Raw genomic sequence first — 14,280 nt, 5'->3', positions numbered from 1 at the left:
AGCGCGGCCGCCGGAGGGCGGGACGACGTCAGGCGCTGCCGACGAGCAGCCAGAGCAGCGAGACGAGCAGGAACCCGACCACGCCGAGGATGGTCGTGAGCACCGTCCACGTGCGCAGGCCGTCGGAGACGCTGAGGCCCAGGTAGCGCGTCACGACCCAGAAGCCCGAGTCGTTGACGTGCGAGAGACCGAGCGCCCCGAAGGCAATCGCGAGCGCGATGAGCGCGACCTGGATGGTGCCGTAGTCGCCGTCGATGACGGTCGTCGCGAGCAGGCCCGAGGTGGTGAGGATGGCGACGGTCGCCGAGCCCTGCGAGGCGCGCAGCACGAGCGAGAGCACGAAGGCGAGCACGAGCACCGGCAGGCCGGTCGCGGCGAGCGTCTCGGCGAGCGCCGTGCCGACGCCGCTCTCGGTGAGGATGCGGGCGAACACGCCGCCGGCACCGGTGACGAGGATGACGATCGCGACGGGCGGCAGCGCCGCCTCCATGACCTCGCCCGTGTGGGCGAGCGACCAGCCGCGACGGATGGCGAGGAGGTAGAAGGCGAGCGCGAGCGCCACGAGCAGGGCGAAGGCCGGGGCGCCGATGAAGGCGAAGAGGTCGCGCAGCGGGTCGCCCGCCGGCAGAACGGTCGCGGCGACCGTGCCCGACATGATGAGCAGCAGCGGCACGAGGATGAGGGTCAGCACCGTCCAGACGCTCGGCGGCGCCTCGGTGACCGTGCGGGTCGCCGTGCGGGTGCGGGATGCCCCCGATCCGTCGGTCGCGCCGCCACCGCCGGTCGTGCCGCCCGCCGCGCCGGCCTCGCCGCGCTCGTTCGTCGAGCCGAAGGCGGCGAACTGCTCCGCCGTGGCCCGGATCATCGTGTAGTTACGCCGGTTCATCCACTTGGCGACGAAGTGGGCGAGCACGCCGAGCGGGATGCTCACGGCGAGGCCGATGATCGTGATCCAGCCGATGTCGGCGCCCACGAGGGCGGCGCCGCCGACGATGCCCGGGTGCGGCGGCACGGCCACGTGCACGGCGAGCATGATGCCCGCCATGGGCAGGCCGAACTTCACCGGCTCGACGCCGGCCGCCTTGGCGAAGCCGTAGATGATCGGCACGAGGATGATGAAGCCGACGTCGAAGAAGACGGGGATGGCGAGCACGAGCGCCGCGCCCGTGAGGGCCGCCGAGACGCGCTTCGGGCCGAGCCAGCCGGTGAAGCGCCCGGCGAGGCTCGCGGCCCCGCCCGAGATCTCGATCATGCGGCCGAGCATCGCGCCGAGCGCGACGAGGATGGCGACGGAGCCGAGCGTGCCGCCCATGCCCGCGATCATCGCCGGGACGATGCCGAGCCGCTCCGGGGCGTCCTCGGTGGCGGGGATGGTGTTGAGCGGGATGCCCGCCGCGAGCCCCACGACGATGCTCGTGACGAGCAGCGCCACGAAGGGCTGGATCTTGAACCGGATGATGAGCAGCAGCAGGAGGCCGATGCCTCCGGCGGCGATGGCGAGCAGGACAGGGGTATCCATCGGGGTGTCTCCTTTGACAGGGCGAGTGTGGCAGAACGAGTGGTGCGGGGTACGGGATCGGAGGGGTGCGGTGCAGGGGCGGCGGTCGCCTCCGCCGGCGTCAGCCGGCGCGCTGCGGCGCGACGACGCGGATGACGGCGGAGTCGTCGGCGGCCGCGAGCCCGTGCGACTGCCCGAGCAGGTAGAGCTGCTCGGCGGCGGCCGCGACGGGGGTCGACAGCGCGTTGGCGCGGGCCGCCGCGGTGACGATGCCCATGTCCTTGACGAAGATGTCGAGCCGGCTGAGCACCTCGGCGCCGTCCTCGTCGTAGGCCTCGAGCATGCGCGGGCCGCGGTTGCCGAGCATGAACGAGCCGGCGGCGCCGGCGGCGAGGGTCTCGAGGGTCGCCGCGCGGTCGAGCCCGAGGGCGTCGGCGAGGGCGAGCGCCTCGGCGGCGGCCGCGATGTGCACGCCGCAGAGCAGCTGGTTGACAGTCTTGAACGCCTGCCCGTCGCCGGGGCGGTCGCCGATCACGCTGAGGGTCGAGGCGAGGCGCTCGAGCACGGGGGCGGCGACGAGGCGCGCCTCGGGCGATGCGCCGACGACGATGAGCAGGTCGCCCTCGCCCGCGCGCACCGGGCCGCCGCTGAGCGGGGCGTCGACGAGGGCGATGCCGTGCTGCTGCAGCCGCTCGGCCACCGCGACGACGTCGTCGACGCCGACGGTGCTCGTCATGATCACGACCGCGCCGGGGGCGAGCACCGCGGCGATGCCGTTCTCGCCGAAGAGCGCCTCGTGCAGCTGGGCGCCGTTGCGCACGGCGAGCAGCACGGCGTCGACGCCGGCCGCGGCCTCGCGGGCGGAGGCGAAGCCGACGACGCCCGACTCGGCGGCGAGCGCCACCCGGTCGGCGGCGATGTCGAAGCCGTGCGCGGTCATGGCGCCGGCGAGGCGGGTGGCCATGGGCAGCCCCATGGCGCCGAGCCCGATGACGGCGACGCTGGCCGCGGGGGCGAGGGTGGCGGTGGCGGTGGCGGTGGCGGTGGTCATGCGAGGGCTCCTTCGGTGACGGGTGAGAGGGTGCGCACGACGTCGGCGAGCGAGCGGTCGTCGCCCACGTTGCCGGCGAAGACGATGTACGGGATGCCCTGCGCGGGCCCGTCGACGGGCTCCCACAGCGACACGATGCCGGGCAGCATGGGCCCGCGCACGATGGCGTGGCGGATCTCGAGGCCGTGCGCGGCGACGTCGCTGGAGGTGATGCCGCCCTTGGCGATGACGAAGCGCGGCGGGGCCGCGGCCAGCACGGCGCGCACGAGCTCGACCACGGCGCCGGAGACCGCGCGCGAGATGCGCAGGCTCTCGTCGGCGTCGTCGGTGCGGCGCAGCAGGCGGGTGGTGTGCACGATGACGCTGTCGTCGGCGAGGGCGGCGACGGCCGCCGCGGTGCGCTCGGAGAGGTGCTCGGCACGGCGCGCCGGGTCGAGCACGGCGTCGACGTCGATCTCGACGACGGCGAGCTCGGGGCGGTCGCGCTGCAGCTCCTCGAGCTGCCGGGTGGTGAGCGAGACGTGCGAGCCGACGACGATGAGGCCGCCGCGGGTGCTGCCCTCGGCCTGCGGGATGCTGCCGGCGTCGAGCGGGGCGTGCGGCTCGAGCCCGATGCGCGCCCGCACGAAGGGCGGGCCGACCCGGTAGAGGAAGCGGCGGCCGCGGCGCTCCGACTCGATGAGGGCGAGCGCGAGGGCGCGCAGGTCCGACTCCTCGAGGCAGTCGACGACGATGGGCTGCGCGTCGTGGGCGGCGTCGAGGATCGCGAGCACGGCATCCGCATCAGTGCGCAGCGTCGGCAGATCGATGACGGCCACGGAGTCGCGCGGGATGCGCCCGCCCGACTTCTCCTCGACCCATTCGGGCAGCGCCGAGCTGCGGTAGCCGAAGGTGGCGTCGGCGGCGAACTCGGTGTCGGCGGCGGGCACGAGCTCGTCGCCCTGACGCAGGTAGTGCACGCCGTGCAGGGTGACGCGGCCGGCGTCGGGGAAGGCGGGGACGATGATGACGCCGTCGACGGGCGGCTGCCCCTGCTCGGCGAGGGTGCGGGCGATGACGTCGGTCTCGAGCGGGTAGTGGCCGCGCAGGGTCGAGTCGCTGCGGCTGGCGAAGGCGAGCGGGCGGCCGCCGGCGGCCTCGAGGGCGGCGAGCACGACCTCGCGGTTGCGGGCGGCGGCCTCGGCGGCATCGAGGCTGCGCGTGTTGGTGAGCACGTAGACGGCGGCCGCGCCCTGGTCGAGGGCCCAGCGCAGGTCGGCGACCTCCCACCGGGTGAGCACGGGCAGGCCGGAGACGGACTGCGTGCCGGTGGGGTCGTCGTCGAGCACGACGACTGTGGCGCTCGTGGCGGCGGCGGCCTGCACGGTGGCGGCGCTGAGCGGCAGCGGGGCGGGCAGCGCTGCGATGAGCGCGGATGCTGAGACCACGGTCGATACTCCTTTGTAGTAAGACGTTAGTCATCATACTAATTTGCGCCGACCCGTCAAGGGTCGATCCCGATCGGGCCGCGAGAGCCCGGCGTCACTCCCCCGCGCGGCCGAGCACGAGGTGCTCGAGATCCTGCGCGGTCTGCGTCATGTGCGCGTCCATCGCGCGCCGGGCCGCGTCGGCATCGCCCGAACGGAGGGCGGCGAGCACGAGGCCGTGCTGCTCGATCGCGTGCTCCTGGATGACCCGCACGGCCGAAGTCTGCTCCCTCTTCGCCCGCATCACCCGCGCGAGCGGCTCGAAGAGCACGGCGACGAAGACGTTGCCCGTCGCGCGCAGGATCACGTCGTGGAACCGGATGTCGTGCTCGACGAACATCGCGAGGTCGTCGGCGGCGTGGGCGGCGCGCATCCCCTCGACGCACTCCTCCAGCTGGGCGAGCTCGTCATCGCTGCGGCGCTCGGCGGCGAGGGCGGCCGCGCCGGTCTCGATCATGCGGCGCACCTCGATGAGCTGCAGGGATGCCCGCCCGTCGTCGGCGCCGAACGCCGTCGCCCGCAGCACCGCCTCGAGGCCCGTCCACGCCGAGTGCGGCAGCACGAAGGTGCCCCTCCCCCGCTGCACGTCGACGACGCGCTGCGCGGCGAGCGTCTTGATCGCCTCGCGCACGGTGACGCGGCTCACGCCGTGCTTCTCGCACAGCTCGGCCTCGGAGGGCAGCGCTCCGCCGATCGGCAGCGCGCCACTGACGATCTGCGACAGCAGGGCCTCGGCGACGTCGTCGACGAGCGAGCTCCGCGCCATCGCCGCCTCCTCGTCCTCGCGCTCCGCCGGCGCACCGCCGCGGCCGGCGCACGGCCGGTACCGGCACTCTATCCGGCGGCACCCGCTCGCTAGACTGACCGCGTCCTGCCCCACCTGACGCCAAGGAGCACCATGCCCATCGCCACTCCCGAGCAGTACGCCGAGATGCTCGACAAGGCCAAGAAGGGCGGGTTCGCCTACCCCGCCATCAACGTCTCGTCCTCGTCGACGATCAACTCGGTGCTGCAGGGCCTCAGCGAGGCGCAGTCCGACGGCATCATCCAGGTCACCACCGGCGGTGCCGATTTCTTCGCCGGTCAGAGCGTGAAGGCCCGCGCCTCGGGCGCCCTCGCCTTCGCCGCGTTCGCCACCGAGGTCGCGAAGAACTACCCCGTCACCGTCGCGCTGCACACCGACCACTGCCCCAAGGACGCGCTCGACGGCTTCGTCATGCCGCTCATCGAGGCGAGCGAGGCCGAGGTCAAGGCGGGCCGCAACCCGATCTTCCAGTCGCACATGTGGGACGGCTCGGCCGTGCCCCTGGCCGAGAACATCGAGATCGCGCGCGAGCTGCTGCCGCGCATGAAGGCCATCCACTCCATCCTCGAGGTCGAGATCGGCGTCGTCGGCGGCGAGGAGGACGGCGTGCAGCACGAGGGCTCGAACGACGCCCTCTACACGACGCTCGGCGACGTGACCCAGGCGGTCGAGGCCCTCGGGCTCGGCGACCAGGGCCGCTACATGGCCGCCCTCACCTTCGGCAACGTGCACGGCGTCTACAAGCCGGGCAACGTCAAGCTGCGCCCCGAGCTCCTCAAGGAGATCCAGGACGGCATCCAGCAGAAGTACGGCACCGGCGCCCTCCCCCTCGACCTCGTGTTCCACGGCGGATCCGGCTCGACCGACGCCGAGATCGCCGAGGCGGTGCGCAACGGCGTCATCAAGATGAACATCGACACCGACACCCAGTACGCCTACAGCCGCTCGGTCGCCGACAGCGTGCTGCGCCAGTACGACGGCTTCCTCAAGGTCGACGGCGAGGTCGGCAACAAGAAGGTCTACGACCCGCGCGCCTGGGGCAAGGCCGCCGAGACCGCGATGGCGGCCCGCGTCGTCGAGGCCACGCGCCAGCTCGGATCGGCCGGTCACTCCGGCCGCTAGGCATCGGGCCCGACGCGCCTCAGAGGCGCGGTCGGGCGGGGATCGGGGCGGGCGCCCGTTGCACGAGCGACGGGCGCCCGTCGTCGTTCCCGGACACGTCGAACTCCGCCTCGAGGTGGGCGCCGTTGCGCCACCGGATGGAGCGCACGGTCGACTGCAGGGTCACGTAGTAGGGCGCGAGAAACGTCACGCGGCGCCCCTCCGGCAGGGTGCTCAGCAGCCGGATGCCCACGGCCACCGAGCGGCCCTCGGCGGCGACGAGCTCGATGCGCGCCGAGACGAAGCCCGAATCGGGATGCGCGAGCAGGGCATCCAGCAGCGCCCGCAGCGCCGCCCGCTGCGGCAGCGAGAGATCGTCCGCGAGCCGGTCGGGATCGTCCACCTCGACCGGGTGCCCGTCGACGACGCGCTGCAACCAGGTCTGGTTCGCGACGGCGACGAGCTCGGCGCGCAGCGCGTCGCCGAGCTCGCGAGCCCGCCGTCGGTCGTCGGCGGTGATCTCCGACCGCTCGAGCAGCTCGCGCAGGAACCCCTGCGCGGGCGCGATGCGCCGGGCGGCGGCCGCGTCGACCGAGGCGGCGAGCTGCGCCTCCGCCCTCCGGGCCCCGACGTCGACGCTCGGCACGACGATCGGGCGCTCGCTCCATCGCGTCACCCGGTACGAGACGGTGCCGCTGAAGACCACGCTCGACACGAGACCGATCGAGACGGGGGTCGCCGCGAGCATGACGATCGTCAGCAGCGGCCAGCCCTGCTCCTCGGCCGAGACGAGCGTGACCGCGATCAGCACGGTCGCGACGAGCAGCACGCCGCCGTAGCGCACGAGCTGCAGCACCGTCGAGTACGGCGCAAGGCCGACGAGCAGCATCGCCACCCCGACGGTGACCCACCACTGGCCGATCGCGAAGGGCTGGTCGCCGTAGGAGAGCGCCGAGAGCAGCAGCGCGGTCGCCCCGGTGGCGACGACGACCCAGGCCCAGCGCTCGATGAACGGCGCCCGCACGGGGCGGGTGAGCACGTGCAGACCGAGATGCCCCACGAGGAGCATGAGCACCGCCGGCAGCTGCGACAGGGTGCGGTCGAGCGCGGCATCGCGGCCGAGATCGATGACGGCGTAGGCGGCCGAGGCGAGCGCGACGGCCGCGGGCAGGTTGTTCGTGGTGATCCAGCTGAGCGGGTCGACCGCCCACGGGGCCCGACGCAGCGCCGCGGGGATCACCCGAGCACCTCCCCGGCCTCGTCGTGGGGCAGGCCGAGGGGCACGCTCATCATCACCGTAGTGCCCTCCGCGCCGGACCACAGCCGCACCGTGCCGCCCACGCCCTCGATGCGCGAGCGGATCGAGCCGCGCACCCCGAGCCGATCGGCGTCGACCGCGTCGAAACCCCGGCCGTCGTCGACGACGAGCACGGCGAGCGTGCCGTCGCGCACGCCGACGACGACCTCGGCGCGGTCGGTGCCGGCGTGCGCCACCACGTTGTCGAGCGCGGCGCGCGTAGCGCCCATGACCGCCTCCGCGCGCCCGTCGTCGATGGGATGCCCCGTCAGGGTCTCGGCCCCGCTCAGCTGCACGGTCAGCCCGCGCCACGCGTAGCGGCCGGCGAGCTCGACCAGCTCGTCGACGAGTCGATGCCGCGGGATCCCCCCCACCGGCTCCTCGGCGACGGGGGTCGGGCGCACCGCGAGCGCGAGATCCGCGCGCAGCGACCGCCGCAGCCGGTCGTCGATGGGTCCGGAGCGCGCGGCGACGGCCGCGAGGTCGGCCAGCACGGTGTCGTGGATGAGGGCCGCCGAGCGGGCCTCGAGCGCACCGCGCCGCTCGGCCGTCTCGAGGTCGCGCTGCAGCGCGTCGAGGTCGGGGATGCGCCGCTTCGCCTGCACCCGCGCGACCGCGAGCACCACGTAGACGAGCACGAGCACGAGGCCGGTCAGCAGGGGTCCGAGGCCGATCTCGATCGGCCGATCGACGATGAGCTGCCCGAGCGCCACGCTGCCGTTGCCGACGAGGGTGCCCGCGACCGTCCAGAGGATCCCGCTGCGGGCGCTGCCGCGCACCGCCCCGACGAGGGCGATACCGGTGCCGAGCCGGTTGAGGATGTAGGGCGACGGGTCGTCGAGGCTCGGCAGCACGTGGATGCCCAGCACGACGAACGCCGTCGACGCCGCACCCGCCCCCACGAGGAACACCGCGGCCGTGAGCAGACCGGGCCGCACGAGCAGCAGCACCGAGAGCAGGAGCGCCGCGGCGATCGGCGCGAGAACGAGCGGCAGGCCCGCGGTCGCCCCCCGGTCGAGGGCGACGTCGACGGTGAGCACGACCGCGGCGAGCTGCCCGGCCACGAGCACGGCCCGGCTGGCGGTCGCGATGCCCGCGACGATCGTCGAGGAGGCGACGTCGCGAGGGAGGGTGATCGAGGCCACGCTGCCCGTCCCTCCCGTCGTCACCCGCACGGGCTCACGAGCACACTAGCGGCGCGGCCGGTCGGCGGGCGTCGACGTGGTCGGGCCCGTCGCCGGCTCCGAGGGCTCCGCGTCGAACGCGACGTGCAGCGATTCCCCGTTGCGCCACTCCACCCGCGGCACGACCGATTTGACGGTGAGGTAGTACGGGGCCAGAACGGAGGTGCGCCGCCCCTCGGGCAGCGAGAGGTCGATCGTCAGCGCCACGGCCACGGTGCCCTCCGGGCGCCGGGCGAGCGCGAGCCGCGCCGAGCGCACGCCGGCCTGCGGGTCGGAGAAGAGCCCGTCGAGGAGCGCGATGAGGGCGCCGCGCTGCTCGACGGTGATGATCTCGGCGAGCCGCTCCGGGTCGTCGACGCGCACCGCGCGACCGGCGATGAGCGAGGTGAGCCAGTTCTGCTGGTCGCGCTGCACGAGATCGCCGCGCAGGCGCTCGGCGAGCATCCCGGCCCGCTCGCGGTCGGCGTCGGTGACGATGCCGCGATCGGCCAGCCCCTGCAGGAACACCATCACCTCGGAGCTGAGCCGCTGATCGGTGACCTCGTCGATGACGGAGAGCACGCGCTCGGAGTCCTCGAGCAGTTCGGCCGTCGTGCGGCGGTCGGCGCGCCAGCCCTCGACGCCGAGCACGAGGGTCGAGGTGAGCACCGAGCCGCCGATGAGCGCGAAGACGACCGTCGAGGTCGCGATGACGGCGTCGGCGACCGGTGTCGGCGAGGCCGCCGCGACCGCGACGACGGCCGAGGCGACGGCGGTGACGACGATGACCCCGATCGCCCCCGGCACGTACACGCGCCCCGGCACGACGGGGCTGATCGACATGAGCACGAGCGCCGCCCCGAGCGGGGCCCACCAGAGCTCCGCCGTCACGGGCGAGCCGGCGTAGCCGACCGCCGAGATCGCGACGGCGGCGGCGACGAGCACGAAGACCCCGATCGAGAGGGTGCTCGCGATGCGCGGCCCGTTCGTCGTGGCGCGCCCGTGGATGAGCAGGGCGGAGGACGCCATGACGACGATCGCGAGGACCTGCAGCTCGGGCGCCGGGCCGGCCTGCCCGCCGAGGGTGATCGAGACCGTGCCGTGGACGAGGATGAGGCTCGAGACCCAGGCGACGACGATCGAGGTCGTCAGCCAGCTGAGGGTGTCGACCTCGAGCGCCGAGCGCTGCCACCAGCCGCTCATGCCGACCCTCCGCCGGGGCCGGCGGGGCGGGGCTCGGCCCCGGATCCGGCGGTCGCGAGCGGGAGCGAGAGCACGACGGTCGTGCCCGTGCCGCCCGAGAAGATGCGCACCCGGCCGCCGAGGCGCTCGATGCGGCCGACGATCGACTCGCGCACGCCCATGCGCTCGACGTCGACCCCCTCGGGGTCGAAGCCCCGGCCGGTGTCGACGACCATCACCGTCACGGCCCGCTCGCTCGTGCCGATCGTCACCTCCGCGCTCGCCGAACCGGAGTGCCGCGAGACGTTGTCGAGGGCGGCGGCGACCGCCTCGACGAGGGCCTCCGCGGCCTGGCGCTCGAGCTCGGGCACGGCGTCGACGCCGGAGACGTCGACGCGCAGGCCGCGCCAGCGGAAGCCGTCGGCGAGCTCCACGAGCCGGAGCGGGAGCAGATCGGACGAGGTCGACGCGGTGCCCGCGGCGGTCACCTCGGCGGTGCCGACCACGCGCAGGTCGCGGCGGATGAGGCGCTCGAGCCGGGCATCCACGACCCCCTCGGGCGCGCGCGCCACCAGGGTCAGCGAGGAGAGGAGCGTGTCGTGCACGACCGCGGCGGCGGCGCGCTCGCGCAGGCGGCGCGCGTGCGCCTCGCGCGTGGCGCGCTCGACCTGGGGCAGCGCGGGAAGACGGCCGCGCGTGCGGCGCCAGCCCAGAGCGACGACGAGGTACGCGATGATCACGATCCCGCCGTCGACGAAGCGGTCGGGCGAGAGCGTCACCGGCGCACCGACGACGAGCGATCCGAGCACGAGCCCGGCGGTTCCCGCGAGCAGTCCGAGCGCCGACCACAGCACCCCGCTGCGCGCGGTGGGCTGCACGGCGCCGATGAGGGCGAGGGTCCACGCGGTGGTCTCGAGGAGGAAGCTCCCGTGCGACTCCTCGGGGGTCGAGCGCGTGAGGATGGTGGCCGCCCAGCCCGCCGTGCTCAGCACGCCGATCGCGAGCACCGCCGCTCCGGAGAGCGCCCGGGGGCGCAGCAGGTGCGCGACGGCGACGATGAGCAGGGGCGCGAGCCAGAGGGTGAGCAGCACGCCCGTGAGGGGGCCGTCGTCAGCGCCCTGGCGCGCCGCGAGATCGAGGACGAGGCCGAACGAGAGCCCCAGCGAGGCGACGCCGATGATCCGCTCGGCGGTCGCGAGACCGCGGATGAGCGAGGATGCCGTGACGTCGCGTGGCGGCGGGAGCGACAAGGACGACGCCGCTCCCTGCACGGAGCTCAGCGCGGTCATGGGCCGATCGTACGCCCCGGTCCTCCGGGCACGACCGGTCGACGCGGCTAGGCGCGCGTGCGTCCGCCGAGCGCGCGCTCGTCCTGCTTGCCCGACTTATCGGTGCGCAGCTCCTTCGGCAGCGAGAACATGAGGTCCTCCTCCGCCGTCTTCACGACCTTCACGTCGGCGAAGCCCGCGTCGGCCAGATCGGCGAGAACCTGCTCGACGAGCACCTCGGGCACCGACGCTCCCGAGCTGACGCCGACGGTCGCGACGCCCTCGAACCAGGCCTGCTCGATCTCGCTCGCGTAGTCGATGCGGTACGCGGCCTTCGCCCCGTACTCGAGCGCGACCTCGACGAGGCGCACGCTGTTGGAGCTGTTGGCCGAGCCGACGACGATCACGAGATCAGCATCCGGCGCCACCTTCTTGATCGCCACCTGGCGGTTCTGCGTGGCGTAGCAGATGTCGTCGCTCGGCGGGTCCTGCAGGTGCGGGAACCGGGCGCGCAGGCGCCGCACGGTCTCCATCGTCTCGTCGACGCTCAGGGTGGTCTGCGAGAGCCAGATGAGCGGCTCGTCGGCGGGCACCTCGACGGTGTCGGCCTCCTCGGGCGTGCCGATGAGGATCGTGCGGTCGGGCGCGTGGCCCATCGTGCCCTCGACCTCTTCATGACCCTCGTGGCCGATGAGAAGGATGCGGTAGTCCTGCTTGGCGAAGCGCACGGCCTCGCGGTGCACCTTGGTGACGAGCGGGCAGGTGGCGTCGATGGCGGCGAGATCGCGGTCGGCGGCGCCCTGCACGACGGCGGGGCTCACGCCGTGGGCGGAGAACACGATGTGCGAGCCGTGCGGCACCTCCTCGACCTCGTCGACGAAGATCGCGCCGGCCTTCTCGAGCTCGCTCACGACGTGCACGTTGTGCACGATCTGCTTGCGCACGTAGACGGGGGCGCCGTACTGCTCCAGCGCCTTCTCGACGGCGATGACCGCGCGATCGACCCCGGCGCAGTAGCCGCGCGGCGCGGCGAGCAGCACCGAGCGCGGGCGGTCGACGGGCATGGGCACGAGGCGCTCGCGGCGCTCGGGGATGACGGGCGTGGTCAACGTGACGCCGAGGGCGCCGTTCGTGATGGTGCTCACGCTCCCCAGTGTAGGCGGGGGGCCTGGGCGACTCCCCCGCCGGCCGCGGCCCGGGCGGCCGAGTCGGTGGCGCGCAGTAGCCTGGCAGCGACCCCTCGAAGGAGCATCCCGTCGTGACCGAGTTCGCCGCACCGTCGACCGACGGTCCCGCCACGGCGGAGTCGCCGTGGCCCGTCGCCGAGCTCTCGCAGAAGATCAAGGGGTACATCGACCGGCTCGGCAGCGTCTGGGTCGAGGGCGAGATCACCCAGTGGGGCGTCTCGGGCGGCAACGTCTACGGCAAGCTCAAAGACCTGCAGGTCGACGCCACCGTCTCGTTCACCGTCTGGTCGTCGGTCAAGGCCAAGCTGCCGGCCGGGCTCGCCCAGGGCGACCGCGTCATCGCGCTCGTCAAGGCCAACTGGTGGGTCAAGGGCGGCAGCCTCACGATGCAGGTCTTCGACATGCGTCGGGTCGGCCTCGGCGACCTGCTCGAGCGGCTCGAGCGGCTGCGCCAGCAGCTGCGCGGCGAGGGGCTGTTCGATGCCGCGCGCAAGCAGCGCCTGCCCTTCCTGCCGCAGTGCATCGGGCTGGTGACGGGCAAGGACAGCGATGCCGAGAAGGATGTGCTGCGCAACGCGCAGCTGCGCTGGCCGAACGTGCGGTTCAGCGTGCACCACTCGGCCGTGCAGGGCGACCGCGCGGTCGGCGAGCTCGTGGCGGGCATCCGGGCGCTCGATGCCGACCCCGAGGTCGACGTCATCATCGTCGCCCGCGGCGGCGGCGACTTCCAGAACCTGCTCCCCTTCAGCGACGAGGCCGTGGTGCGGGCCGCCGCCGCCGCGACCACCCCGCTCGTGAGCGCTATCGGGCACGAGAACGACCGCCCGCTGCTCGACGACGTCGCCGACCTGCGCGCCTCCACCCCCACCGATGCCGCCAAGCGCGTCGTGCCCGACGTCGGGGAGGAGCTGGCGACCATGCAGCAGGTGCGCTCGCGCATGCTCACCCGCGTGACGGGCGCGATCGCCACCGAGGTCGACCGCATCGCCGCCATCCGCTCGCGACCCTCGCTCGCCTCCGGCGCCTGGATCGTCGACAGCCGCGCCGACGAGCTCACGCGCATGGTCGCGCGCGGCGCCGAGCTCACCGCGCGCCTCGTCGAGCGCGCCCACCTCGACCTCGGCGAGCGCCGCCGCCAGCTGCGCGCGCTCTCGCCGCAGCACACCCTCGACCGCGGCTACGCGATCGTGCAGCGGGCCGACGGCGCCGTGCTGCGCGGCCCCGCGGGCGTGATCGCCGACGAGCCGCTGCGCCTCACCCTCGCCGAGGGCCGGCTCACCGCCCGGGCGGATGCCCCGGCACCTCCCACCCCCGATGCAGAGACGGATTCGTAGCATGGCTGATGTGAGCACCCCCGACCTCCCCGCGATCGCCGACCTCGGCTACGAGCAGGCGCGCGACGAGCTCGCCCGCGTCGTCACCGAGCTCGAGCAGGGCGGCGCGACGCTCGAGCAGTCCATCGCCCTGTGGGAGCGCGGTGAGGCGCTCGCCCGCCGCTGCGAGGACTGGCTGATCGGCGCGAAGGAGCGCCTCGATGCGGCCCGCGCCGCCACGGGCCCGAGCGCCGGGGGCCCGTCGTGACCGATCCTGTGACCGGCCGGCCGATCGTGGCCGAGCTCGGCCGCCCCGAGACGCCGCAGGAGAAGGCCGACCGCATCGCCGAGAACCGGCGCAAGCGCCGGGCCAACCAGACCGCGCGCAACCTCGTGCTCTCGCTCGTCGCCTCGATGGCGATCGTGCTGTTCCTCGTCGTCGTGACCGTGCGCGAGGAGCCCGACGGGCTCGTCATCGACTACCGGGCGAGCGCGATCGAGGCCGAGGGCGGGCTCGGGCAGCAGGTGCTCGCCCCCGAGGTGCCCGCCGACTGGGTGAGCAACCGCGCCGACCTCAGCGGCGACTCCACCGTGATCGAGTGGTACATCGGCTTCATCACGCCGGGCGAGCGGTTCCTCGCCCTCGTGCAGGGCTTCGACGCCAACCCGAGCTGGCTCGCCGAGGAGCTGCGGCAGCCGCAGTCGTCGGAGGAGATCGAGATCGGCGGCGTCACCTGGACCCTCTACGATCGACGCGGGATCGAGGGCGTCGGCAACCGCCAGTACGCCCTCGTGACCGAGACCGAGACGAGCACGGTCGTGCTGTACGGCACGGCGAGCGAGGCGGAGTTCGCGCAGCTCGCGACCGCCGTGGCCGCCGAGCTGCCCGAGCCCGCCGAATAGCGGCTCGTCCGGTTCCGGGCCGCGCGCCGCGGCACCCCGAGCCACG

At 73.8% G+C, this 14,280-nt stretch carries 13 protein-coding genes; 4 read left to right on the top strand and 9 right to left on the bottom strand.

The window, feature by feature from the left end; genetic code table 11:
* Positions 1 to 28: 28 nt before the first annotated feature.
* From OVN18_RS08400 to OVN18_RS08385, 4 genes are all read right to left on the bottom strand, one after another.
* Positions 29 to 1,519, bottom strand: coding sequence for a GntP family transporter (locus OVN18_RS08400; protein ID WP_267780262.1), 1,491 nt, complete (start codon positions 1,517 to 1,519; stop codon positions 29 to 31).
* 100 nt (positions 1,520 to 1,619) lie between these two features.
* Positions 1,620 to 2,549, bottom strand: a complete 930-nt coding sequence (locus tag OVN18_RS08395) for an NAD(P)-dependent oxidoreductase (RefSeq protein ID WP_267780261.1) — start codon at positions 2,547 to 2,549, stop codon at positions 1,620 to 1,622.
* Positions 2,546 to 3,976: a four-carbon acid sugar kinase family protein gene (locus tag OVN18_RS08390; protein WP_267780260.1), complete on the bottom strand. Its 1,431-nt coding sequence runs from the start codon at positions 3,974 to 3,976 to the stop codon at positions 2,546 to 2,548. The genes OVN18_RS08395 and OVN18_RS08390 overlap by 4 nt, the downstream gene beginning before the upstream one ends.
* 94 nt (positions 3,977 to 4,070) lie before the next feature.
* Positions 4,071 to 4,781 (bottom strand): FadR/GntR family transcriptional regulator, encoded by a 711-nt coding sequence (locus OVN18_RS08385; protein ID WP_267780258.1) that lies wholly within the window; start codon positions 4,779 to 4,781, stop codon positions 4,071 to 4,073.
* A gap of 132 nt (positions 4,782 to 4,913) precedes the next feature.
* Between OVN18_RS08385 and fbaA the strand changes: the two genes are divergently transcribed.
* Positions 4,914 to 5,942 (top strand): class II fructose-bisphosphate aldolase, encoded by a 1,029-nt coding sequence (gene fbaA / locus OVN18_RS08380; RefSeq protein ID WP_267739241.1) that lies wholly within the window; start codon positions 4,914 to 4,916, stop codon positions 5,940 to 5,942.
* Positions 5,943 to 5,961: 19 nt separating this feature from the next.
* On the opposite strand, the gene OVN18_RS08375 is transcribed toward fbaA, so the two are convergent.
* Genes OVN18_RS08375 through OVN18_RS08355 form a run of 5 tightly spaced genes read right to left on the bottom strand, consistent with a single transcriptional unit; the run spans position 5,962 to position 11,895 of the window.
* Entirely contained in the window at positions 5,962 to 7,161 is a 1,200-nt protein-coding gene (locus OVN18_RS08375; protein ID WP_267780257.1) for a hypothetical protein, read from the bottom strand.
* Positions 7,158 to 8,363, bottom strand: coding sequence for a sensor histidine kinase (locus OVN18_RS08370; protein WP_267780255.1), 1,206 nt, complete (start codon positions 8,361 to 8,363; stop codon positions 7,158 to 7,160). The genes OVN18_RS08375 and OVN18_RS08370 overlap by 4 nt, the downstream gene beginning before the upstream one ends.
* Before the next feature lie 45 nt (positions 8,364 to 8,408).
* Positions 8,409 to 9,584, bottom strand: coding sequence for a hypothetical protein (locus OVN18_RS08365; protein ID WP_267780254.1), 1,176 nt, complete (start codon positions 9,582 to 9,584; stop codon positions 8,409 to 8,411).
* Positions 9,581 to 10,852, bottom strand: coding sequence for an ATP-binding protein (locus OVN18_RS08360; protein WP_267780253.1), 1,272 nt, complete (start codon positions 10,850 to 10,852; stop codon positions 9,581 to 9,583). The genes OVN18_RS08365 and OVN18_RS08360 overlap by 4 nt, the downstream gene beginning before the upstream one ends.
* Positions 10,853 to 10,899: 47 nt before the next feature.
* A complete protein-coding gene (locus OVN18_RS08355) occupies positions 10,900 to 11,895 on the bottom strand; it encodes a 4-hydroxy-3-methylbut-2-enyl diphosphate reductase (protein ID WP_267782972.1) in 996 nt (331 codons plus the stop codon).
* A 194-nt stretch (positions 11,896 to 12,089) separates the two neighbouring features.
* Here OVN18_RS08355 and xseA point away from each other — a divergent pair, with 194 nt between their 5' ends.
* From xseA to OVN18_RS08340, 3 genes are read left to right on the top strand one after another with little or no spacing between them, the layout of a single operon-like run.
* Positions 12,090 to 13,352 (top strand): exodeoxyribonuclease VII large subunit, encoded by a 1,263-nt coding sequence (xseA, locus tag OVN18_RS08350; RefSeq protein WP_267780251.1) that lies wholly within the window; start codon positions 12,090 to 12,092, stop codon positions 13,350 to 13,352.
* A 1-nt stretch (position 13,353) separates the two neighbouring features.
* The gene (locus OVN18_RS08345; protein WP_267739234.1) at positions 13,354 to 13,599 is read left to right on the top strand and encodes an exodeoxyribonuclease VII small subunit; all 246 of its coding nucleotides are present in this window, start codon (positions 13,354 to 13,356) and stop codon (positions 13,597 to 13,599) included.
* Positions 13,596 to 14,234: a DUF4245 domain-containing protein gene (locus OVN18_RS08340; RefSeq protein WP_267780250.1), complete on the top strand. Its 639-nt coding sequence runs from the start codon at positions 13,596 to 13,598 to the stop codon at positions 14,232 to 14,234. Before OVN18_RS08345 ends, OVN18_RS08340 begins: the two co-directional genes overlap by 4 nt.
* The last annotated feature ends 46 nt before the right edge of the window (positions 14,235 to 14,280 follow it).

Source organism: Microcella daejeonensis (assembly GCF_026625045.1).
Classification (GTDB): domain Bacteria; phylum Actinomycetota; class Actinomycetes; order Actinomycetales; family Microbacteriaceae; genus Microcella; species Microcella daejeonensis.
The sequence above is the reverse complement of the archived record's forward strand: the minus strand, read 5'-3'. Positions and strand labels throughout refer to the sequence as shown.

Coding starts and splice junctions, on each gene's coding strand:
- OVN18_RS08355 (WP_267782972.1), bottom strand. CDS start 11,895: ATGCCCGTCGACCGCCCGCGCTCGGTGCTGCTCGCCGCGCCGCGCGGC.
- fbaA (WP_267739241.1), top strand. CDS start 4,914: ATGCCCATCGCCACTCCCGAGCAGTACGCCGAGATGCTCGACAAGGCC.
- OVN18_RS08365 (WP_267780254.1), bottom strand. CDS start 9,584: ATGAGCGGCTGGTGGCAGCGCTCGGCGCTCGAGGTCGACACCCTCAGC.
- OVN18_RS08395 (WP_267780261.1), bottom strand. CDS start 2,549: ATGACCACCGCCACCGCCACCGCCACCGCCACCCTCGCCCCCGCGGCC.
- OVN18_RS08345 (WP_267739234.1), top strand. CDS start 13,354: ATGGCTGATGTGAGCACCCCCGACCTCCCCGCGATCGCCGACCTCGGC.
- OVN18_RS08360 (WP_267780253.1), bottom strand. CDS start 10,852: ATGACCGCGCTGAGCTCCGTGCAGGGAGCGGCGTCGTCCTTGTCGCTC.
- OVN18_RS08400 (WP_267780262.1), bottom strand. CDS start 1,519: ATGGATACCCCTGTCCTGCTCGCCATCGCCGCCGGAGGCATCGGCCTC.
- OVN18_RS08385 (WP_267780258.1), bottom strand. CDS start 4,781: ATGGCGCGGAGCTCGCTCGTCGACGACGTCGCCGAGGCCCTGCTGTCG.